20 protein-coding genes and 1 tRNA gene are annotated in these 20327 nt (G+C 70.6%); 10 read left to right on the top strand and 11 right to left on the bottom strand.

The features are described from left to right. Positions 1–7: 7 nt before the first annotated feature. Positions 8–81: transfer RNA gene (locus ACH4MY_RS07685), tRNA-Pro, on the bottom strand. A 226-nt stretch (positions 82–307) separates the two neighbouring features. After that, the gene (locus ACH4MY_RS07690) at positions 308–1246 is read right to left on the bottom strand and encodes a metallophosphoesterase (protein ID WP_397998924.1); all 939 of its coding nucleotides are present in this window, start codon (positions 1244–1246) and stop codon (positions 308–310) included. Between the two features lie 74 nt (positions 1247–1320). Here ACH4MY_RS07690 and ACH4MY_RS07695 point away from each other — a divergent pair, with 74 nt between their 5' ends. Further along, positions 1321–1785 carry a GatB/YqeY domain-containing protein gene (locus ACH4MY_RS07695; protein WP_397998927.1) on the top strand — a complete coding sequence of 155 codons (465 nt, stop codon included), beginning with the start codon at positions 1321–1323 and terminating at the stop codon, positions 1783–1785. Between the two features lie 78 nt (positions 1786–1863). Here ACH4MY_RS07695 and ACH4MY_RS07700 read toward each other — a convergent pair whose 3' ends face one another. Next, complete coding sequence (locus tag ACH4MY_RS07700) at positions 1864–4107, bottom strand: transglycosylase domain-containing protein (protein ID WP_397998930.1); 2244 nt, start codon at positions 4105–4107, stop codon at positions 1864–1866. 561 nt (positions 4108–4668) lie between these two features. Between ACH4MY_RS07700 and ACH4MY_RS07705 the strand changes: the two genes are divergently transcribed. Next, complete coding sequence (locus ACH4MY_RS07705; RefSeq protein WP_015034550.1) at positions 4669–5013, top strand: WhiB family transcriptional regulator; 345 nt, start codon at positions 4669–4671, stop codon at positions 5011–5013. Positions 5014–5029: 16 nt separating this feature from the next. Here ACH4MY_RS07705 and ACH4MY_RS07710 read toward each other — a convergent pair whose 3' ends face one another. Next, positions 5030–6307: an ArsA family ATPase gene (locus ACH4MY_RS07710; protein WP_397999409.1), complete on the bottom strand. Its 1278-nt coding sequence runs from the start codon at positions 6305–6307 to the stop codon at positions 5030–5032. Between the two features lie 113 nt (positions 6308–6420). Further along, positions 6421–7383, bottom strand: coding sequence for an ArsA family ATPase (locus ACH4MY_RS07715; RefSeq protein ID WP_397998933.1), 963 nt, complete (start codon positions 7381–7383; stop codon positions 6421–6423). Between the two features lie 123 nt (positions 7384–7506). Here ACH4MY_RS07715 and ACH4MY_RS07720 point away from each other — a divergent pair, with 123 nt between their 5' ends. The 5 genes from ACH4MY_RS07720 (at position 7507) to ACH4MY_RS07740 (ending at position 10949) form a co-directional block, all read left to right on the top strand. Then, complete coding sequence (locus ACH4MY_RS07720; protein ID WP_015034547.1) at positions 7507–7665, top strand: DUF4177 domain-containing protein; 159 nt, start codon at positions 7507–7509, stop codon at positions 7663–7665. Further along, complete coding sequence (locus tag ACH4MY_RS07725; RefSeq protein ID WP_189832090.1) at positions 7662–8132, top strand: RidA family protein; 471 nt, start codon at positions 7662–7664, stop codon at positions 8130–8132. Before ACH4MY_RS07720 ends, ACH4MY_RS07725 begins: the two co-directional genes overlap by 4 nt. A 93-nt stretch (positions 8133–8225) precedes the next feature. Beyond that, positions 8226–9092, top strand: coding sequence for an NUDIX hydrolase (locus tag ACH4MY_RS07730; protein WP_397998937.1), 867 nt, complete (start codon positions 8226–8228; stop codon positions 9090–9092). Next, a complete protein-coding gene (locus ACH4MY_RS07735) occupies positions 9089–9919 on the top strand; it encodes an MBL fold metallo-hydrolase (protein WP_397998939.1) in 831 nt (276 codons plus the stop codon). The genes ACH4MY_RS07730 and ACH4MY_RS07735 overlap by 4 nt, the downstream gene beginning before the upstream one ends. Positions 9920–10064: 145 nt before the next feature. Next, the gene (locus ACH4MY_RS07740) at positions 10065–10949 is read left to right on the top strand and encodes a prohibitin family protein (RefSeq protein WP_397998942.1); all 885 of its coding nucleotides are present in this window, start codon (positions 10065–10067) and stop codon (positions 10947–10949) included. A gap of 76 nt (positions 10950–11025) precedes the next feature. On the opposite strand, the gene ACH4MY_RS07745 is transcribed toward ACH4MY_RS07740, so the two are convergent. After that, positions 11026–11700, bottom strand: a complete 675-nt coding sequence (locus ACH4MY_RS07745) for a Crp/Fnr family transcriptional regulator (RefSeq protein ID WP_015034542.1) — start codon at positions 11698–11700, stop codon at positions 11026–11028. 231 nt (positions 11701–11931) lie between these two features. Here ACH4MY_RS07745 and nth point away from each other — a divergent pair, with 231 nt between their 5' ends. The 3 genes from nth (at position 11932) to ACH4MY_RS07760 (ending at position 14812) form a co-directional block, all read left to right on the top strand. After that, on the top strand, positions 11932–12780 hold the full coding sequence (nth, locus tag ACH4MY_RS07750) for an endonuclease III (protein WP_397999411.1): 849 nt from the start codon (positions 11932–11934) through the stop codon (positions 12778–12780). A gap of 59 nt (positions 12781–12839) precedes the next feature. Next, the gene (locus ACH4MY_RS07755) at positions 12840–13547 is read left to right on the top strand and encodes an NUDIX hydrolase (RefSeq protein WP_397998946.1); all 708 of its coding nucleotides are present in this window, start codon (positions 12840–12842) and stop codon (positions 13545–13547) included. 65 nt (positions 13548–13612) lie between these two features. Next, positions 13613–14812, top strand: a complete 1200-nt coding sequence (locus tag ACH4MY_RS07760; protein WP_397998949.1) for a MarP family serine protease — start codon at positions 13613–13615, stop codon at positions 14810–14812. Between the two features lie 68 nt (positions 14813–14880). On the opposite strand, the gene ACH4MY_RS07765 is transcribed toward ACH4MY_RS07760, so the two are convergent. From ACH4MY_RS07765 to acs, 5 genes are all read right to left on the bottom strand, one after another. Further along, complete coding sequence (locus tag ACH4MY_RS07765) at positions 14881–15078, bottom strand: hypothetical protein (protein WP_397998952.1); 198 nt, start codon at positions 15076–15078, stop codon at positions 14881–14883. Positions 15079–15200: 122 nt separating this feature from the next. Next, a complete protein-coding gene (locus tag ACH4MY_RS07770) occupies positions 15201–16139 on the bottom strand; it encodes an alpha/beta fold hydrolase (protein WP_397998954.1) in 939 nt (312 codons plus the stop codon). Then, complete coding sequence (locus ACH4MY_RS07775) at positions 16136–16633, bottom strand: phage holin family protein (RefSeq protein WP_397998957.1); 498 nt, start codon at positions 16631–16633, stop codon at positions 16136–16138. The genes ACH4MY_RS07770 and ACH4MY_RS07775 overlap by 4 nt, the downstream gene beginning before the upstream one ends. A gap of 57 nt (positions 16634–16690) precedes the next feature. Next, positions 16691–18088 carry a Na+/H+ antiporter NhaA gene (gene nhaA, locus ACH4MY_RS07780; protein ID WP_397998960.1) on the bottom strand — a complete coding sequence of 466 codons (1398 nt, stop codon included), beginning with the start codon at positions 18086–18088 and terminating at the stop codon, positions 16691–16693. 256 nt (positions 18089–18344) lie between these two features. Beyond that, a complete protein-coding gene (acs, locus tag ACH4MY_RS07785) occupies positions 18345–20300 on the bottom strand; it encodes an acetate--CoA ligase (RefSeq protein ID WP_397998963.1) in 1956 nt (651 codons plus the stop codon). Between the last annotated feature and the right edge of the window lie 27 nt (positions 20301–20327).

The raw sequence follows: 20327 nt of genomic DNA on the forward strand, positions 1-20327 counted from the left end.
ACGGCTGTCGGGGTGGCGGGATTTGAACCCACGACCTCTTCGTCCCGAACGAAGCGCGCTGCCAAGCTGCGCTACACCCCGATGTCGCTGTTTCGTTGTTCACGTCGCGGCGACATCGATTACTTTAGCCCACGCGCGCGCTGAGACGAAATCCGGTTTTCGGGGGGTCGCGGCGCAGGTCGGATGCGGTCCGGGCCGACGATCGCGAGGCCCGGGGCGTAGAGGGGCGCGGGGGTGCCTTCGCGCGCGCCGCCGCCGGAGCGGGGAGGGCCCGGGCGTGTCGACGTAGGGAGGGTCGGGGGAGGCCTCAGCCGCGGGACGTCAGGGTCAGGAGGGTGACCTCGGGCGGGCAGGCGAAGCGGACCGGGGTGAACCGGTTGGTGCCACAGCCCGCCGAGACGTGCAGATAGGACGTACGGTCGGCGACCGAGTGGGTGGAGAGCCCCTTCACCCGGTCGGTGTCCAGGTCGCAGTTGGTGACGAGCGCCCCGTAGAAGGGGACGCACAGCTGCCCGCCGTGGGTGTGCCCGGCCAGGATCAGCTCGTACCCGTCGGCCGTGAAGGCGTCGAGCGAGCGCAGGTACGGGGCGTGGACCACGCCCATCGTGAAGTCGGCCGTGGCGTCGGGGCCGCCGGCCACCCGCTCGTACCGGTCCCGCTTGATGTGCGGGTCGTCGACGCCGGTGAACGCGAGGTCCGCCTGCGGCAGCTTCAGCCGGCCGCGGGTGTTGGTGAGGTTCACCCAGCCGGCCGCGTCGAAGGCGTCCCGCAGCCCCTCCCAGGGGTTGTGGACGGCGCCGACGACGGGCTTGTTGCCGTTGAGGCCGTGGCGGCCCTGCGCCTTCTCCATCAGGTAGCGGGCGGGGTTGCGCAGCCGGGGTCCGTAGTAGTCGTTGGACCCGAAGACGTACACGCCCGGGAACTCCATCAGCGGGCCGAGCGCGTCGAGCACCTCGGGGACCGCGTCCGGGTCGGAGAGGTTGTCACCGGTGTTGACGACGAAGTCCGGGCGGAGCCCCGCGAGGGACTGGAGCCAGGCCCGCTTCTTGCGCTGGCCGCTCACCATGTGGATGTCGGAGACCTGGAGGACCCGCAGGTCGCTCATGCCGGGAGGAAGCACCGGAACCGTCACTCGGCGGAGCCGGAACGAGCGTGCCTCGAAGCCGGCCGCGTAGACGAGTCCTGCGGCGGCCGTCGCCGTGAGGCCTGCCGTGATCTTGAGGGGGATCCCGTACCGTGCGCGCATTCCCCCATCGTCGCAGACCCGTGGAGCGTAAATGCGCGGGCGGGGGCGGTGGGACACCTGCCACACTTGACCCCATGACCACCCTCAAGGCGAAGCTCCAGGCCGACCTCAACGCCGCGATCCGGGAGCGCGACGAACTGCGCTCCTCGACCCTGCGGCTGACCATCACCGCGATCACCAAGGAGGAGGTCGCGGGCAAGACGAAGCGCGAACTCTCCGACGACGAGGTGCAGAAGGTGATCGCCAAGGAGGCGAAGAAGCGCCGCGAGGCCGCGGACGCCTTCACCCAGGGCGGACGCCTCGAGTCCGCCGAGCGGGAGAAGGCGGAGGGTGTCCTCCTCGACGCGTACCTGCCGAAGCAGCTCGGCGACGAGGAGCTCGACGGGATCGTCGCGGCGGCCGTCGAGGAGGCGAAGGCGGCGGGCGCCGAGGGCCCGCGTGCCATGGGCGCCGTCATGAAGATCGTGAACCCGAAGGTGGCCGGCCTCGCCGACGGCGGGCGGGTCGCCGCCTCCGTGAAGAAGCTCCTCGCGGGCTGACCCCGCGGGACAGGGATACGAGGAAGGGCGCCCCACTCAGGTGGGGCGCCCTTCCTCGTGTCCCGACGCGCTACGGCGTCAGCGGTTTCCGCCGCGGCCGTTGTCGGTTCCGGGTCCGCCGATCACACCCGGCGGGAGCGAGATGCCGGGGAACGGGTCGGTGTCGCCCGGCTTGTCGTCGCCCGGCTTACGGGGCTTCCTGGGCTTGTTCGGGCCCTCGTCCCCCTCCTTCTCCTTGTCCTTGGGCTTCTCGGCCCGAGGTACGGAGATGGGGGCGAAGCCCGGCGTCTCGGAGGCGTTCAGGGCGCCCGTCATCGCGATCTTCCAGATCGGACCGGGGAGGCAGCCACCACAGACCTTGTCGTAGTACTCGCCACCGATGTTGAGGTCGTACATCGACTTCTTCTCGCCGACGTCGTCACCGACCCAGACGGCGGTGGAGAGGTTCGGGGTGTAGCCGACGAACCAGGCGTCCTTGCGGTCGTTGGTCGTACCGGTCTTGCCCGCGTTGTCGCGGTCGCTGAGACCGGCCTTGGTGCCGGTGCCGTCCTCGACGACGCCCTTCAGCATCTGGTTGATCGTGTCGGCGGTGCGCTCGCTCATCGCCCGCGAGCACTTGGTCTGCGGCACGTTGAGCTTGTCGCCGTTGGCGGCCTTGACCGACTCGATGGCGACCGGGGTGCAGTACATGCCGCGGTTGGCGAAGGTCGCGTAGACGGTCGCCATGTCGAGCGGGGTGCTCTCCTGGGCGCCGAGCGTGATCGAGGGGAGTTCCTTGACCTTCTTGCCGAGTTCGCGCTCGTACCCGACGTTCTTGGCCATCGTGATCGTCTCGCAGAGGCCGGCCATCTGCTCCAGCTTGGCGAAGTACGTGTTGATGGACTTGCCGAGGGCGCCGGTCATGTCGAAGGAACCCTCCTCCGACTTGAGCTCGTTGCCGATCTCCCAGTTGGCGTACCCGGCCGGCCTGCCGTCGCAGCGGGTGTAGTCCTGCTCCGGGATGTTGATCTTCCACGGGGTGTCGAAGGACTGGGCCGGGCTCAGTCCCTTCTCCAGCGCGGCCGCGGCCGTGATCGGCTTGAAGGTCGAGCCGACCTGGAAGCCGTACGTGGTGCCGCCCATCTTGCTGCCGACGGCGAGGTTGAGCGTGGTCTGGTTCTGCTTCTGGTCCAGGCCGTACGGACGGGACTGGCCCATCGACAGGATCTTGCCGCTGCCGGGCTGGACCTGCACCACGGAGGCGGCGACCGGGTCGTCCTTGTAGATCTTCGCGACGGCGGCCTCGTTGGCGGCGGCCTGCGCGCGCGGGTCGAGCGTGGTCTTGACGGTGAGACCGCCCAGGTTCCACAGCTTCTGGCGCTCCTCGGCCGTCTTCCCGAAGACCGGGTCGGTGAGGATCGTCTTGCGGACGTAGTCGCAGAAGAAGCCGGCGCCGTCGACGGCGGTGATGCAGCCGTTCTTCGGGGTCTTGACCTTCAGCTTCAGCGGGGCCGCCGACGCCTTGTCGGCCTCGGCCTGGCTGATGTCCTTCACGTCGGCCATCCGCTGGAGGACCACGTTGCGGCGCTTGGTGGCTTCCTGGATGTCGTTGATGGGGTCGTAGCGGCTCGGCGACTGGACGAGGCCGGCCATCATCGCCGCCTCTCCCAGGGTCAGGTCGGCGGCCGGCTTGGAGAAGTACCGCTGGGAGGCGGCCTCGATGCCGTACGCCTGCTGCCCGAAGAACGTGATGTTGAGGTAGTTCTCCAGGATCTTCTTCTTGCCCAGCTCCTCCTCGACCTGGATCGCGAACTTCAGCTCGCGGACCTTCCGGCCGATGGTCTGCTGGGTGGCCTGCGCGACCTTCTCGGGGTCGTCACCGGCCTCCTCGACGAAGACGTTCTTCACGTACTGCTGGGTGAGGGTGGACGCGCCCTGCGAGACCCCGCCCGACTGCGCGTTGCGGTTGATCGCGCGCAGCACGCCCTTGAGGTCGATCGCCCCGTGCTCGTAGAAGCGGCCGTCCTCGATCGCGACGATCGCCTTCTGCATGTACGGGGAGATCTTGTCCAGCGGGACGACCTTCCGGTCCCGCGAGTACACCGTGGCGAGGAGACCGCCCCCGGAGTCGAGGATCGTGGTGCGCTGGCTCAGCGGTGGGGTCTTCAGGTTGGAGGGGATCTCGTCGAACCCCTCGACCGTGCCCTTCGCGGCCAGACCGAGTGCACCGGCCGCGGGCAGGGCGATGCCCGCCAGCACGGCTCCTGAGAGCACACTGACACCGAGGAACTTCGCGGCCTGCTGGGTCCCGGTCAGACCACCGCCCGAGCGCTTCTTTGCCATGGGGGGCAGCCTAATCCGTAGTGCTGTGCGATCCGCAGGAGCAGGGGTCTCTCGGAGCGTTCGAGTACCAGACCGTGACATCCGGCGCCGGCGTCTCCGTGCCGTGAACGGAGGGCTCGTCCTCCGAACGCGACGGCACGGCGACGTGCGCCGTCTACGTTCGCATTCGCCGGACACACGTATATGCCTTGGCCTAAGCTGCTCCCAACTGTCACAGCGGTGTGGTCTGGCATCAAGACCCGGGTGTGACATCGACATGAATTCCCGTGACCCCGAATCATGGGAACTTCCTGTCCGATTCCGGCCCATGCGTCACACGGTGTCCGAAATGGAACCGCGAGAGAACGGCATATCCGCACGGTATGTCCGCTATCACACGCATGTCCTTCGATCACTCCCCTGGGTGATCTGACGCGCACGCATAGTCCGTTCGGGCCATCCAAGATTGGGCCCGAAGGGGGTGTTGCGCTGTCCCCACCTTCCGTAACGTCCCAACTGGCAGCGGTGAATATGCCGCTGCCGCCGTGGGGGAGCCTCGATTCGGGAGAGGACGGCGCCGGTATGGGCTGGGTAGCTGACTGGAGTGCGCAGGCGGCCTGCCGCACTACCGATCCGGATGAACTTTTCGTGCAGGGAGCGGCACAGAACAGGGCAAAGGCGGTGTGCACCGGATGCCCGGTGCGGACCGAGTGCCTCGCCGACGCTCTCGACAATCGCGTGGAGTTCGGTGTGTGGGGCGGCATGACGGAGCGCGAGCGTCGCGCCCTGCTGCGCCGCAGGCCGACGGTCACCTCGTGGCGCAGGCTGCTGGAGACCGCGCGCACGGAGTACGAGCGGGGAGCGGGCCTGCTGCCCGTGGCGATCGAGGACGACGCGACGTACGAGGCGTACGCCGCGGTGGGCTAGACCCGGGTCGGGCCCCTCAGGCCGAGGCGGTTCGCCCGGCCGTGAGGCGGTCACCGATGGCCCGCAGCCCGGCGAGGTCGTGCACATCGCCGGGCAGGGCCGCCACTTCGGTCACCGCCACTTCGGGGTGGAGCGCGGTGAAGCGGTCACGCGTGCGCTGCTCACGCGAGAGCACCCGCATGCGCTCGGCATGCAGGCGCAGAAGTCCCGCGGTGAGATGTCGTACGTCCACGTCTGTTTCCTGTGCCGGTTCGGCTGTGGGGGCAGCCTGGGGTACGGGAGGTGCGGTGGCGGCGGTGGCGAGGTCGGACTGCTCGTGCTCCGTGGCCGGGGAGCCACTGCGCTCAGTCTTCCCGCCCCCCTGATCCACAATGCGCCCCTCCTCAAGATTTTCCGCGGCGGCACGGGCCCGCTCGGCCGACAGCCGGGCGGCGCCACTGCCGTGGACGCGGTTGAGGACGAGGCCGGCCAGCGGCATCTCCTCGGCGGCCAGCCGCTCCACGAAGTACGCGGCCTCGCGCAGCGCGTCCCGCTCCGGTGTGGCGACGACGAGGAAGGCCGTGCCCGGGGCCTGGAGCAGCTTGTACGTGGCGTCGGCGCGAGTCCGGAAGCCGCCGAACATCGTGTCCATCGCGGCGACGAACGTCTGCACGTCCTTGAGGAACTGACCCCCGAGCAGCTTTCCGAGGGTCCCCGTCATCATCGACATGCCGACGTTGAGGAACTTCATCCCGGCCCGGCCGCCCACCTTCGCCGGCGCCATCAGCAGCTTGATGAACTTCCCGTCCAGGAAGGACCCGAGCCGCTTCGGCGCGTCCAGGAAGTCCAGCGCGGAGCGGGACGGCGGGGTGTCCACGACGATCAGGTCCCACTCGTCGCGCGCCCGGAGCTGGCCCAGCTTCTCCATCGCCATGTACTCCTGCGTACCGGCGAATCCGGCCGACAGGGACTGGTAGAAGGGGTTCTCCAGGATCGCGCGCGCCCGGTCGGGGTCCGCGTGCGCCTCGACGATCTCGTCGAAGGTCCGCTTCATGTCCAGCATCATCGCGTGCAGTTCGCCGCCGTCGGACCCCTTGATCCCCTCGACCTTGCGCGGGGTGTTGTCGAGGGAGTCGATCCCCATCGACTGGGCGAGGCGGCGGGCCGGGTCGATGGTGAGGACGACGACCCGCCGGCCGCGCTCCGCCGCCCGCACGCCGAGCGCCGCGGCCGTCGTCGTCTTGCCGACGCCGCCCGCGCCGCAGCAGACGACGATGCGGGTGCCGCGGTCGTCGATCAGCGTGTCGAGGTCCAGGACGGGGACGGCGTCGAGGCCGCTCGCCTCGGGGGCCGGAGGGAGCCCGCTCGTGTCGAGGGCCGGGACGGGTCCGGTCCCGTGTCCGGGCCCGGAGCCCGCAGCCTTCGCCGTCACGCGCCCACCCCTTGCTTCCGCAGTTCCTTCGCCAGTCGGTAGAGCCCCGCGATGTCCGCCCCGTCCCCCAGGAAGGGGAGTTCGTACGAGGGGACGCCGATGTCGTCCAGGACCGCCCGCTGCGTCCGCTCCAGCTCCACCCGCCGGGCGTGGTCGGTCGCCTGGTCGAGGAGGGGCTCGACCAGCGTCGTGCCGCCCGTGACACCGGCGGAGGCGAGCGTCCGTGCGATCGCGTCCCGGTGGTCGCCGGAGGCGGCCCGTACCGCCGCCTCGTCGAGGACGTGCGGCCGGACCATGTTCACCACGACCCGCCCCACCGGCAGTTCGGCCGCGCGGAGCTCCGCGATGCCGTCCGCGGTCTCCTGGACGGGCATCTCCTCCAGCAGGGTCACCAGGTGGACCGCCGTCTCGGGGGACTTGAGGACCCGCATGACGGCCTGCGCCTGGTTGTATATCGGGCCGATCCTGGCCAGGCCCGCCACCTCGTCGTTGACGTTGAGGAAGCGGGTGATGCGGCCGGTGGGCGGCGCGTCCATGATCACGTGGTCGTAGGTGTGGCCGCCGTGCTTCTCACGCCGGCGGACGGCCTCGCAGGCCTTGCCGGTCAGCAGGACGTCCCGTACGCCCGGCGCTATCGTCGTCGCGAAGTCGATCGCGCCGAGCTTCTTCAGGGCCCGCCCCGCACCGCCCAGTTTGTAGAACATCTGGAGGTAGTCGAGGAGCGCGCGCTCGGCGTCGATCGCCAGCGCGTACACCTCCCCGCCGCCCGGGGCGACGGCGATCTTGCGTTCCTCGTACGGAAGGGCTTCCGTCTCGAAGAGCTGTGCGATGCCCTGTCTGCCTTCGACCTCGACGAGGAGGGTGCGCTTGCCCTCCGTCGCGAGGGCGAGGGCGAGGGCGGCGGCGACCGTCGTCTTACCGGTACCGCCCTTGCCGCTGACGACCTGGAGCCTGCTCACGCTGTCGAGCCTAACCACTGGCGGCGGCGCCCAATCAGGAGGCCGCCCCTGAGAAGCTCCCTAGGGGGAGCTTCGGGGGCCGCCTCGGAGAGCCGCCCACCGGCAGCGGATACAGTCGGCTCCATGACCAAGTGGGAGTACGTCACGGTGCCGCTTCTGGTGCACGCGACCAAGCAGATTCTGGACACCTGGGGCGAGGACGGCTGGGAGCTCGTCCAGGTCGTGCCCGGACCGAACAACCCCGAGCAGCTCGTGGCCTACCTGAAGCGGGCCAAGTCGTGAGCGGGGCCGTCGAGGCGAAGCTCGCCGAGCTGGGCCTTACCCTGCCGGCGGTCGTGCCGCCGCTGGCCGCCTACCAGCCGGCCGTGCAGTCGGGCGTGTACGTCTACACCTCGGGCCAGCTCCCGATGGTGGGCGGCGAGCTCCAGCTGACCGGCAAGGTCGGTGCCGAGGTCACCGCCGAGGAGGCCAAGAAGCTCGCGGCCACCTGCGCGCTGAACGCCCTCGCGGCCGTGAAGTCGGTCGCCGGTGACCTGGACCGGATCAAGCGGGTCGTGAAGGTCGTCGGCTTCGTCGCCTCCGCCCCCGACTTCACCGGGCAGCCGGGCGTCATCAACGGCGCCAGCGAGCTGCTCGGCGCGGTCCTCGGCGACAAGGGCGTGCACGCGCGCAGCGCCGTCGGCGTGACCGTGCTGCCGCTCGACGCCCCGGTCGAGGTCGAGGTCCAGGTGGAGCTGGTCGAGGCCTGACCTCCCGCCGTACCCGGGTGACGTGGGCCGGTTCCTCCCTCCGGGGAGGGACCGGCCCTCGTGCATTCAGGTACTTGCGCATAGCATCCGGCCATGTCGAATGGTCAGTGGTATCCGCCCGAGTGGCCCGACCGTATCCGCGCCCTCGCCGCCGGTGAGCTCACCCCGGTGGCACCGCGGCGCGCCGCCACCGTCCTGCTCCTGCGGGACGGGGCCGCCGGACCCGACGTCCACATGCTGCGCCGCCGCGCCTCGATGGCCTTCGCGGGCGGCGCGTACGCCTACCCCGGCGGCGGTGTCGATCCGCGCGACGAGCAGCCGGTGCGCTGGGCGGGCCCGTCCCTGGAGACCTGGGCGGCCCGGCTCGGCCTCGACGACCCCGCGCAGGCCCAGGCCGTGGTCTGCGCCGCCGTACGCGAGACGTACGAGGAGGCGGGCGTCCTGCTCGCCGGGGAGACCGAGCAGGAGGTCGTCGGCGACACGACCGGCGAGGACTGGGAGCGGGACCGTGAGGCGCTCGTCGCCCGGGAGCTGTCCTTCGCCGACTTCCTCGACCGGCGCGGGCTCGTGCTCCGCTCCGACCTGCTGGGCGCGTGGGCCCGCTGGATCACGCCGGAGTTCGAGCAGCGCCGGTACGACACCTGGTTCTTCGTGGCCGCGCTGCCGGCCGGACAGCGCACCCGGAACGCCTCCACGGAGGCCGACCGGACCGTCTGGATCCGCCCGGCGGACGCCGCGGCCGGTTACGACCGGGGCGAGCTGATGATGATGCCGCCGACGATCTCGACCCTGCGCACCCTGGAGCGGTACGGCACGGCGGCCGAGGCCCTCGCGGGGGCCCGGGCGCAGGATCTGGCGCCGGTGCTCGCGCAGGCGCGGCTGGAGGGCGACGAGCTGGTCCTGAGCTGGCCGGGCCACGAGGAGTTCACCAAGATCATTCCTGCCGGAGGTGCGCGATGAGCGACGCCGCCGCGCTGCCGGGACAGCCCCGCGGACTCGTGGTCTCCGGGCCCGCGACCGCCCGCGCCGTGAACGTCCTGGCGCCGAACCCGTCCGCGATGACCCTCGACGGCACCAACACCTGGCTCCTGTCCGAGCCCGGCTCGGACCTCGCCGTCGTCGTCGACCCGGGGCCGCTGGACGACGGCCATCTGCGGCATGTGATCGACACCGCCGAGAAGCTCGGCAAGCGGGTCGCGCTCACCCTGCTGACCCACGGCCACCCGGACCACGCGGAGGGCGCCGGCCGTTTCGCCGAGCTGACCGGGACGGCCGTACGGGCCCTCGACCCGGCGCTGCGGCTGGGCGACGAGGGGCTCGGCGAGGGCGACGTGGTGGCCGTCGGCGGCCTGGAGGTGCGGGTCGTCCCGACACCCGGTCACACCTCGGACTCGCTCTCCTTCCACCTGCCCGCCGACCGGGCGGTGCTGACGGGGGACACGATCCTGGGGCGCGGGACGACGATGGTGGCCCATCCCGACGGGCGCCTCGGCGACTATCTGGACTCGCTGCGGCGGCTGCGCTCGCTCACCGTCGACGACGGGGTGCACACGGTCCTGCCGGGGCACGGGCCGGTCCTGGAGGACGCGCAGGGGGCCGTGGAGTTCTATCTCGCGCACCGGGCGAGCCGGCTCGCCCAGGTCGAGACGGCGGTCGAGCGGGGCCACCGGACGCCCGCGGAGGTCGTGGCCCATGTGTACGCGGACGTGGACCGCTCGCTGTGGCCGGCGGCGGAGCTGTCCGTACGGGCGCAGCTGGAGTACTTGAGGGAGCGGGGTCCGGCCTAGGAGCCGTCGTGCCCCCCCGGGCGGGAGCGCGGCCGTGCGGGTGTCGTCACGATCCTGTCCCGAGGCGGACCCCGGCTCTTCGGAGTTCTTGACCCGTGTTTTACGCTCCGCTTACTTCTGGCCGTAGCTTTCGGGGGGAACGCCCGTGTTCGTCATCGCCATCCTGCTGCTCATCGCCGCAGTGGTGCTCTTCTTCGTCGCCCGCTCCACCGACTCGAAGGGGCTGAAGCTCGGCTCCCTCGGCGCGGTGGTCGCCGGCCTCTTCTCGCTGGTCGTGAGCATGACGTACGTGATCAGCGCGTACGAGGTCGGTGTGCCGGTCGCCTTCGGCAAGGTCGGGTCGCCCATGACCTCGGGCATGCACGTGAAGTCGCCCTTCACCGATGTCACGACCTTCTCCACCCGCCCCGTCGACCTCAACCTCTCCGACAAGGACGTGGTCGAGGTCCGCTCCTCGCAGGGCGGCGTCATGTACGTCGAGGTGACGGTGAAGTGGGCCGTCGTCCCGAGCAACGCCGTGGAGCTCTACAAGCTCGCGGGCAGCGAGGACGCCATCCAGCAGCGTCTCGTCTTCCCCGACAGCCGCGAGATCGTCCGCAACGTCTTCGCGCGCTACACCAGCGAGCAGGGCTACGCCTCCGACCGCGAGAAGATCAACGCCGAGATCGGCGTCCTGATCAAGGAGCGGCTGAGCCCGCGCGGTATCGACGTGACCACGGTCAACCTGCGCAACGTGAAGCCCTCGGAGGCCCTCCAGGGTCAGATCGACCGCAAGATCCAGCAGCAGCAGGCCACCGAGCGCGCCACCGAGGCCGCCCGCACCGCCAAGGCCGAGGCCGACCGGCGCCGGATCGAGGCGGAGGGCATCGCCCGCGCCAACAAGATCCTCAACGACTCGCTGACGGACCGGGTCCTGATGAACCAGTGCATAGACGCCTTCAAGGAGGCCGCGGCGAAGAACCCGATCTACACCGTGCCCTGCGCGAGCGGTTCCTCCGCCCCGGTGATCGTGGACGGCTCGAAGCGCTGACCGCCCGCCCGTAGGCATACGAGAAGGCCGCCCCGGTCCGTCGGACCGGGGCGGCCTTCTCACGTGTCGCGTCCCCCTAGCGGGAGCGCTTCGCGAGGCGCTCCACGTCCAGCAGGATCACCGCGCGGGCCTCCAGGCGCAGCCAGCCGCGCTGGGCGAAGTCGGCGAGCGCCTTGTTGACCGTCTCGCGGGAGGCACCGACCAGCTGGGCCAGCTCCTCCTGGGTGAGGTCGTGGACGACGTGGATGCCCTCCTCCGACTGCACGCCGAAGCGGCGCGACAGGTCGAGGAGCGCGCGGGCGACGCGGCCCGGGACGTCGGAGAAGACCAGGTCGGACATCTGGTCGTTGGTCTTGCGCAGCCGGCGGGCGACCGCGCGCAGCAGCGCGGTGGCCACCTCGGGGCGGGCGTTCAGCCAGGGCTGGAGGTCGCCGTGGCCCAGGCCGAGCAGCTTGACCTCGGTCAGCGCGGTCGCGGTCGCGGTGCGCGGGCCCGGGTCGAAGAGCGAGAGCTCACCGATGAGCTCGCCGGGGCCGAGGACGGCGAGCATGTTCTCGCGGCCGTCGGGGGAGGTGCGGTGCAGCTTCACCTTGCCCTCCGTGACCACGTACAGGCGGTCACCGGGGTCGCCCTCGTGGAAGAGCGCGTCGCCACGGGCGAGCGTCGCCTCACTCATCGAGGCGCGCAGCTCGGCAGCCTGCTCGTCATCGAGCGCCGCGAAGAGCGGGGCGCGCCGCAGAACGTCGTCCACGAGTTCTCTCCATACTGTCGACCTGCTCAGGGGACCTGCGTCCCATGATGCCGGACGTACAAAACAGTGCGATCAATCACAACAAGTTTGACGTACCGAGCCGCCCGTCCGTACGTCAGGGGCCCGATTGGGGGGTGATCGGCCACGCCCGGGGCGGATGTCGGTGGTGCCCCCTAGGCTGGCCGGGTGTCCAACTCGCCGGTGAGAGCGCAGGCCAAGGGGGCTGAAAGAGTGTCGGCCGAAGGTAATTCCGCCGTGGGCGAACACGGCGTGTCGAAACGGGTGAAAGCCGCAAATCGGAAGGCTGCGAAGCCCGAGTCACGGCTCGCGATGGTCCGCAGAGCCCGCAAGATCAACCGCGAGCTCGCCGAGGTCTTCCCGTACGCCCATCCGGAGCTCGACTTCCGCAACCCCTTCGAGCTGCTCGTCGCCACGGTCCTCTCGGCGCAGACCACCGACCTGCGGGTCAACCAGACCACCCCCGCCCTCTTCGCGAAGTACCCCATGCCCGAGGACCTCGCCGCAGCCGTGCCCGAGGAGGTCGAGGAGCTCATCCGCCCCACCGGCTTCTTCCGCGCCAAGACCAAGTCGATCATGGGTCTCGCCGCCGCTCTCAGGGACGACTTCGGCGGCGAGGTACCCGGCCGCCTCGACGATCTCGTCAAGCTCCCCGGCGTCGGCCGCAAGACCGCCTTCGTCGTGCTCGGCAACGCCTTCGGGGTCCCGGGGATCACCGTCGACACCCACTTCATGCGGTTGGTCCGACGGTGGAAGTGGACCGAGCAGGGGGACCCGGTGAAGATCGAGGCGGAGATCGCCGAGATCTTCCCGAAGAGCGAGTGGACGATGCTCTCGCACCGGGTGATCTTCCACGGCCGCCGCATCTGCCACGCCCGCAAGCCCGCCTGCGGCGCCTGCCCCATCACCCACCTCTGCCCCTCCTACGGCGAGGGCGAGACCGACCCCGAGAAGGCGAAGAAGCTGCTCAAGTACGAGATGGGCGGCTTCCCCGGCCAGCGGCTCGACCCGCCGCCGGGCTACCCGGGCCGGCCGGCACCGCCCCTGGGCGCGAGCGGTTGAGCCCGCCGCGAAGGGAACGAACCCGTACACCGATCGCGTTGTGAAGCACGGGGGTACCTATGACGCGTACTGACGAAGAAGAGATCCACGGGCCCGGCACCGGCGGGCTGCTCAGCCGGGAAGGCCTGCCCGACTGGCTCGGGCCCGTCGACCGGGCCGCCCGCACGGTCGCACCCGAGCAGCTGAGCCGCTTCCTGCCGCCCGCGAGCGGCGCCGGGCGCCAGTCCGCCGTCCTCGTCCTCTTCGGCGAGGGCGAGCGCGGGCCCGAGCTGCTGCTCATGGAGCGCGCGGGAAGCCTCCGCTCGCACGCCGGACAGCCCTCCTTCCCCGGCGGCGCCCTCGACCCCGAGGACGGCGACACGGCCGACGGCGGGCTGCTGCGCGCCGCCCTCCGCGAGGCCCGGGAGGAGACCGGACTCGACCCCGCGGGCGTCCAGCTCTTCGGCGTCCTGCCCCAGCTCTACATCCCGGTCAGCGGCTTCGTCGTCACCCCGGTCCTCGGCTGGTGGCGCGCCCCGAGCCCCGTCGGCGTCGTCGACCCCGGCGAGACCGCCCGGGTCTTCACCGTCCCCGTGGCGGATCTCACGGACCCCGCGAACCGTGCGACGGCCGTCCACCCGAGCGGCCACCAGGGCCCCGCGTTCCTTGTCGCGTCCGCTCTGGTCTGGGGTTTTACCGCCGGAGTGATCGACCGGCTCCTGCACTTCTCCGGCTGGGAGCGCCCCTGGGACCGCTCCAAGCAGGTCCCGCTCGACTGGCGCTCATGACAGGCTGATCCCGGCGGACTGGCTGATCCCCGGCGACCGGAAACGAATCTGCGAGGCAATTGACGGTGAACGTGCTGGACATCTTGTTGCTGCTCGCCGCCGTGTGGTTCGCGATCATCGGCTACCGCCAGGGTTTCGTGGTCGGCATCCTGTCGGTGATCGGGTTCCTCGGCGGCGGTCTCGTCGCCGTTCTGCTGCTCCCGATCCTCTGGGACCAGCTGACCGACAACAGCGAGGTCTCGACGACGGCGACCGTCGTCTTCGTGATGGTGGTCATCGTCTGCGCCTCGGTCGGCCAGGCCTTCACCACCCACCTCGGCAACAAACTGCGCCGGCACATCACCTGGTCACCCGCCCGCGCCCTCGACGCCACCGGCGGCGCCCTGGTCAACGTCGTCGCGATGCTGCTCGTGGCCTGGCTGATCGGCTCCGCCCTCGCCGGCACCACACTGCCCACCCTGGGCAAGGAGGTGCGGACCTCCAAGGTGCTGCTCGGCGTCTCCCAGGTGATGCCGGATCAGACCTCCACCTGGTTCGCCAACTTCAGCTCGACGCTGGCCCGCAGCGGCTTCCCCCAGGTCTTCAGCCCCTTCGCCAACGAGCCCATCACCGAGGTCCAGCCTCCGGACCCGGCGCTCGCCGGCAGCCCCGTCGCCGCCCGCGCCCAGCGCTCCATCGTGAAGGTCGTCGGCACCGCCCCGAGCTGCGGCAAGGTCCTCGAAGGCACCGGCTTCGTCTTCGCCGACCGCCGGGTCATGACCAATGCGCACGTGGTCGGCGGCGTCGACGAGCCGACCGTCCAGATAGGCGGCGAGGGCAAGCTCTACGACGCCAAGGTCGTCCTCTACGACTGGCAGCGCGACATCGCCGTCCTGGACGTGCCGGACCTCAAGGCCACACCGCTGACCTTCACCGAGGAGGACGCCCGCAGCGGTGACGGCGCCATCGTCGCCGGATTCCCGGAGAACGGCTCCTACGATGTGCGCTCGGCGCGCGTCCGGGGCCGTATCAACGCCAAGGGCCCCGACATCTACCACCGCGACGAGGTGCGCAGGGACGTGTACTCGCTGTACACGACGGTCCGCCAGGGCAACTCCGGCGGCCCGCTCCTCACCGAGGACGGCGAGGTGTACGGCGTGATCTTCGCCCGCTCCCTCGACGACGCGAACACCGGCTACGCCCTGACGGTCGACGAGATCCGCGAGGACATCGAGCGCGGCCGGACCGCCGGCCAGCAGGTCGACACCCAGAACTGCGCTCTGTAGGCCCGACCCGCGTCCTGCGGGCGGACCGGCGCCCCGGCGATCCGCCGGGCTCGCCGGCCCCCGACCCGCTAGGCGGTGTCGCGTGGATGCCGGAGCCGGGCCGAGACCCAGCGGGCCCGGCGGCGGAGGATGCGCGAGATCCCCACGTCTTGCGCCGCGTGCGTGCCGCCGGGGTCCGGCGGGCCGCTCCCCTCGCGAGAGCCCGGCCCCGTGGCCGAGCGGCGGTTGCGTGCTGTCGTGTCACCGTAGTCGTGCGTCCAGCCCATACTTCGACGTCTGCCCGGGGCCCAAGGTCGGTAACCGCCCGGGGGCCCGCCAATTGGAGTATGCGTCAGGCACATGGCCGTTCGAAGGAAGTCTGTACGCCCCGGCGCGGGAAGACGGACCGTCAGCGGTCGGGCTCGGGGTCCTTCAGCCAGTTGACGAGCTCCGTGGAGAAGGCCACCGGGTCCTCCTCGTGCGGGAAGTGACCGAGACCGTCGAAGAGCCGCCAGCGGTACGGCGCCTCCACGTACTCGCCCGACCCCGCCGCGCTCCGGGTCCGCATCACCGGGTCCAGGGAGCCGTGCAGATGGAGCGTCGGCACCCGCACCGGGCGCTTCATGCGCCGGTTGAACTGGATGCCGTCCGGGCGGGCCAGCGAGCGCACCATCCAGCGGTACGGCTCGATCGAGCAGTGCGCCGTCGACGGGATCAGCATCGCCCGCCGGTACACCTCGATCGCCTGCTCGTCCGAGGTGAGCCGGGGCTGCGGCCCCGACCAGTCCCGGATGAGCTCGCCCACCGCCGCGGCGTCGTCCGCGACGAGCTGACGCTCCGGCAGCCACGGCCGCTGGAAACCCCAGATGTGCGAGCCGGCCCGCGACTGGGCGAAGTCGGAGAGCATCGCCGTACGCCAGCGGCGCGGGTGCGGCATCGAGGAGACCACGAGCCGGCGCACCAGCTTGGGCCGCATCACGGCCGCCGTCCAGGCGAGATAGCCGCCCAGGTCGTGCCCGACGAGCGCCGCGTCCGGCTCGCCCAGCGAGCGGATCACACCGGTGACGTCGAGGGCCAGGTTGGCGGGGTCGTAACCCCGGGGTGTGCGGTCGCTGCCGCCCACCCCGCGCAGGTCCATCGCCACGGCCCGGAAACCGGCCTCGGCGAGGACGGGCAGCTGGTGGCGCCAGGTCCACCAGAACTGCGGGAAGCCGTGCAGGAGCAGCACCAGCGGGCCGTCGCCCATCTCGGCGATGTGGAAGCGGGCACCGTTCGCGGCCACGTCGCGATGGGTCCACGGCCCGTCGAGCCGTACGGGCCCGCCGTTGCTGCTCTCGGAAAGGGTCATACGGACGAGCGTGCCACAGTGGAGGACCGGTCCAGCGCCTTGTCCAGGGCCTTGGAGGGCTCGGGACGCGGGTGCGGCTTGACCGTGGAGAGCACGGCGGCCGTCTGCTTGGCCGAGGCGATGGACCTCTCCGGCGGCTTGACCTTCTTGAACTTGGCGTACGCGATCAGGCCGAGGAGCCCCGCGACCAGTACGTTGAAGGCGAAGGACAGCAGGAAGCACCAGACGAGGTTCCAGCCCCCGTTGCCGTTGTGCCCGCCGGTCCAGGTGTTGATGGCGTACGCGAGCGCGAAGCTCAGCATCGGCAGTGAGAACAGCAGCACGACGGCGGCCGTGATGCCGGCCGCGCTTCCGATCACACCCCGCTTGACGTCCTGCCGGATCTCGGCCTTGGCCAGGGCGAGCTCGTCGTGCACCAGTGCGGACACCTCGGCGGTCGCCGAGGCGACCAGCTGGCCGAGGCTGCGCTCGGTTCCGTCGAACGGGTCGCTCATCGCTGCTCCCTCTTCTCTTCTGCGGTCCGAGTTCTCTTCTACGCGGTCCGACTCAGATCATGCCGGACGGTCGGCCCCGTCGCGCGGTGCCCCCGCCAGTTGGGCGCGCTCACGGTGTTCGGCGGCCTTCTTCTCGTAGATCGCGGCCATCCGCAGGTGGTACTCCGGGTTGTCCTGCTCGTAGATGTCGGGGATGCCGTCCTGGTCGTCGTCGCGCTCCTCCTCGGAGACCAGTGCCTGGTACCGGCGGACCCTCAGCTTCAGCAGCACGGAGGCCAGGACGGCCGCGATGAGCGAGCCGATGAGGACCGCGGCCTTCACCTCGTCCGCGAGGACGGGATCATCGGCGAAGGCGAGTTCGCCGATGAGCAGGGAGACGGTGAAGCCGATGCCGGCGAGTGTGGCGACGGCGAAGACGTCCGGCCAGGCCAGGTCGGGGTTGAGTTCCGCCTTGGTGAAGCGGGCGGCGAGCCAGGTGCCGCCGAAGATGCCGACGGCCTTGCCGACGACGAGCCCGAGGACGACGCCGAGGGTGACGGGCTGGGTGAACACGTCGTGGATCGCGCCGCCGGAGATGCTCACCCCGGCCGAGAAGAGCGCGAACAGGGGTACGGCGAGTCCGGCCGAGATCGGGCGGACGATGTGCTCGATGCGCTCGCCGGGGGACTCCTTCTCGCCTTCCCGGGTGGTGCAGCGCAGCATCAGGCCCATGGCGACACCGGCGATGGTGGCGTGGACGCCGCTGTTGTACATCAGGCCCCAGATGACCAGGGCCAGCGGGACGTAGACGTACCAGCCGCGGACGTCCTTGCGGAGCAGGAACCAGAAGAGGACGAGCGCGGCGACGGCGCCCCCGAGCGCGGCGAAGTTCAGGTCGCTGGTGAAGAAGACCGCGATGATCAGGATGGCGAAGAGGTCGTCGACGACGGCGAGGGTGAGCAGGAAGGCGCGCAGGGCGGAGGGCAGCGAGGTGCCGATGACGGCGAGGACGGCGAGCGCGAAGGCGATGTCGGTCGCGGTGGGGACGGCCCAGCCGTCCATGGAGCCGTCGCCGAGGGCGTTGACCAGGACGTAGACGAGGGCGGGCGCGGCCATGCCGCAGAGCGCGGCGATGACGGGGAGCGCGGCGGCCTTGGGGTCGCGCAGCTCGCCCGCGACGAGCTCCCGCTTGAGTTCGATGCCGGCGACGAAGAAGAAGATCGCGAGGAGGCCGTCGGCGGCCCAGTGCTGGATCGACAGGTCGAGGCCGAGGGCCGCGGGGCCTATGTGGAAGTCGCTGACGGACTCGTAGCTGTCGCTCAGCGGGGTGTTGGCCCAGATGAGGGCGATGACGGCGGCGGCGAGGAGCAGGACACCGCCGACGGTCTCGGTGCGCAGGGCGTCGGTGAGGTAGCGCCGCTCGGGCAGGGAGAGACGGCCGAGGAACTTACGGTCGGTCGGTGAGGGCGCGGCCACGGGGAAACCTCCGGTCGGTGGGCAGGACAGAGCACATGCCGACCAGACTTCCCGGCGCACCTAGGTCTTCTTGTCGCGTCGCTGACGCGGTCCTTACTTTACCTAACGAGCGAGGGGTGTGTCCGGCGGGACTCACTTTAGGGAATTTCATCCCTTTCGTCCCGCCGGATGAGGGCAAGCGAAACGCCCGCCCCGAGTGTCCGGGGGCGGGCGTTCGCGTCGTACGGGGCGGGCGTTCGCGTCGTACGGGCCGGGCTCAGTCCTCGCTGGACGCGGCCGGCAGCTGGGTCTGAATGAGTGACATGACGGACGAATCGGTCAGGGTGGTGACGTCACCCAGCTCACGGTTCTCCGCCACGTCACGCAGCAGCCGGCGCATGATCTTGCCCGAACGGGTCTTCGGCAGCTCCGCCACCGGCAGGACCCGCTTCGGCTTGGCGATCGGACCGAGCGTCGCGCCGACGTGGTTGCGCAGCTCGGCGACCAGGCTCTCGTCCTCGCTCGCCGTACCGCGCAGGATGACGAAGGCGACGATCGCCTGACCGGTCGTCTCGTCGGCGGCGCCCACGACAGCCGCCTCGGCGACCGCCGGGTGCGAGACCAGGGCCGACTCGACCTCGGTGGTCGAGATGTTGTGACCGGAGACGAGCATGACGTCGTCGACCCGGCCGAGCAGCCAGATGTCACCGTCCTCGTCCTTCTTGGCCCCGTCACCGGCGAAGTACTTGCCCTCGAAGCGGGACCAGTACGTGTCGATGTAGCGCTGGTCGTCGCCCCAGATGGTGCGGAGCATCGACGGCCACGGCTCGGTGAGGACCAGGTAGCCGCCGCCCCCGTCCGGGACCTCGTTGGCCTCGTCGTCGACGACGGTCGCGGAGATGCCCGGCAGCGCGCGCTGGGCGGAGCCCGGCTTGGTCTCGGTGACGCCCGGCAGCGGCGAGATCATCATCGCGCCGGTCTCGGTCTGCCACCAGGTGTCCACGATCGGGGTCTTGCCCGCGCCGATGTGCTCGCGGTACCAGACCCAGGCCTCGGGGTTGATCGGCTCGCCGACCGAGCCCAGCACACGGAGGCTGGACAGGTCGAACTTCGCGGGGATGTCGTCGCCCCACTTCATGAACGTGCGGATCGCGGTCGGCGCCGTGTAGAGGATCGTCACCCCGTACTTCTGCACGATCTCCCAGAACCGCCCCTGGTGAGGGGTGTCCGGGGTGCCCTCGTACATGACCTGCGTCGCGCCGTTGGCCAGCGGGCCGTAGACGATGTACGAGTGCCCGGTGACCCAGCCGATGTCGGCGGTGCACCAGTAGACGTCGGTCTCCGGCTTGAGGTCGAAGACCGCGTGGTGGGTGTACGCGGCCTGGGTGAGGTATCCGCCGGAGGTGTGCAGGATGCCCTTCGGCTTCCCGGTCGTACCGGAGGTGTAGAGGATGAAGAGCGGGTGCTCCGCCGGGAACGCCTCCGGGGTGTGCTCGGTGGACTGACGGGCGACGATGTCGTCCCACCACACGTCGCGGCCCTCGGTGAACGCGGTGTCCTGACCCGTACGGCGGACCACGAGCACATGCTCGACCTGCGGGCACTTGGCGACGGCCTCGTCGATGGCCGGCTTCAGCGCGCTGGGCTTGCCGCGGCGGTAGCCGCCGTCCGCGGTGACGACCAGCTTGGCGTCGGCGTCCTGGATGCGGGAGGCCACGGCGTCGGCCGAGAAGCCGCCGAAGACCACCGAGTGGGCGGCGCCGACGCGGGCGCAGGCCAGCATCGTGACGGCCGCCTCGGGGATCATCGGCAGGTAGACGGCGACTCGGTCGCCCTTGCGGACACCCAGCTCGGTCAGGGCGTTGGCCGCCTTGGAGACCTCGTCCTTCAGCTCGGCGTAGGTGATCGCGCGGCTGTCGCCCGGCTCGCCCTCGAAGTGGATGGCGATCCGGTCGCCGTGGCCCGCCTCGACGTGCCGGTCGACGCAGTTGTACGCCACGTTCAGCTCGCCGTCCGCGAACCACTTGGCGAACGGCGGGTTCGACCAGTCGAGGGTCTCGGTCGGCTCGGTGGCCCAGGTCAGGCGCTTGGCCTGCTCGGCCCAGAAGCCCAGCCTGTCCGCCTTGGCCTGCTCGTACGCCTCCGCCGTCACGTTGGCGTGCGCGGCCAGCTCGGCGGGCGGCGAAAATCGACGCTCTTCCCGAAGCAGATTGGCCAGGCTTTCGTTGCTCACGACATCTCCCTTTCCCAGGGCGTCCTC

This window comes from Streptomyces sp. NPDC017246 (genome assembly GCF_044331325.1).
Taxonomy (GTDB): Bacteria; Actinomycetota; Actinomycetes; order Streptomycetales; family Streptomycetaceae; genus Streptomyces.

Excerpts from the sequence above, each read along its gene's own strand:
- ACH4MY_RS07690 (WP_397998924.1), bottom strand. The coding sequence starts at position 1,246 with ATGCGCGCACGGTACGGGATCCCCCTCAAGATCACGGCAGGCCTCACG.
- ACH4MY_RS07695 (WP_397998927.1), top strand. The coding sequence starts at position 1,321 with ATGACCACCCTCAAGGCGAAGCTCCAGGCCGACCTCAACGCCGCGATC.
- ACH4MY_RS07700 (WP_397998930.1), bottom strand. The coding sequence starts at position 4,107 with ATGGCAAAGAAGCGCTCGGGCGGTGGTCTGACCGGGACCCAGCAGGCC.
- ACH4MY_RS07705 (WP_015034550.1), top strand. The coding sequence starts at position 4,669 with ATGGGCTGGGTAGCTGACTGGAGTGCGCAGGCGGCCTGCCGCACTACC.
- ACH4MY_RS07720 (WP_015034547.1), top strand. The coding sequence starts at position 7,507 with ATGACCAAGTGGGAGTACGTCACGGTGCCGCTTCTGGTGCACGCGACC.
- ACH4MY_RS07730 (WP_397998937.1), top strand. The coding sequence starts at position 8,226 with ATGTCGAATGGTCAGTGGTATCCGCCCGAGTGGCCCGACCGTATCCGC.
- ACH4MY_RS07735 (WP_397998939.1), top strand. The coding sequence starts at position 9,089 with ATGAGCGACGCCGCCGCGCTGCCGGGACAGCCCCGCGGACTCGTGGTC.
- ACH4MY_RS07755 (WP_397998946.1), top strand. The coding sequence starts at position 12,840 with ATGACGCGTACTGACGAAGAAGAGATCCACGGGCCCGGCACCGGCGGG.
- ACH4MY_RS07765 (WP_397998952.1), bottom strand. The coding sequence starts at position 15,078 with ATGGGCTGGACGCACGACTACGGTGACACGACAGCACGCAACCGCCGC.
- ACH4MY_RS07770 (WP_397998954.1), bottom strand. The coding sequence starts at position 16,139 with ATGACCCTTTCCGAGAGCAGCAACGGCGGGCCCGTACGGCTCGACGGG.
- ACH4MY_RS07775 (WP_397998957.1), bottom strand. The coding sequence starts at position 16,633 with ATGAGCGACCCGTTCGACGGAACCGAGCGCAGCCTCGGCCAGCTGGTC.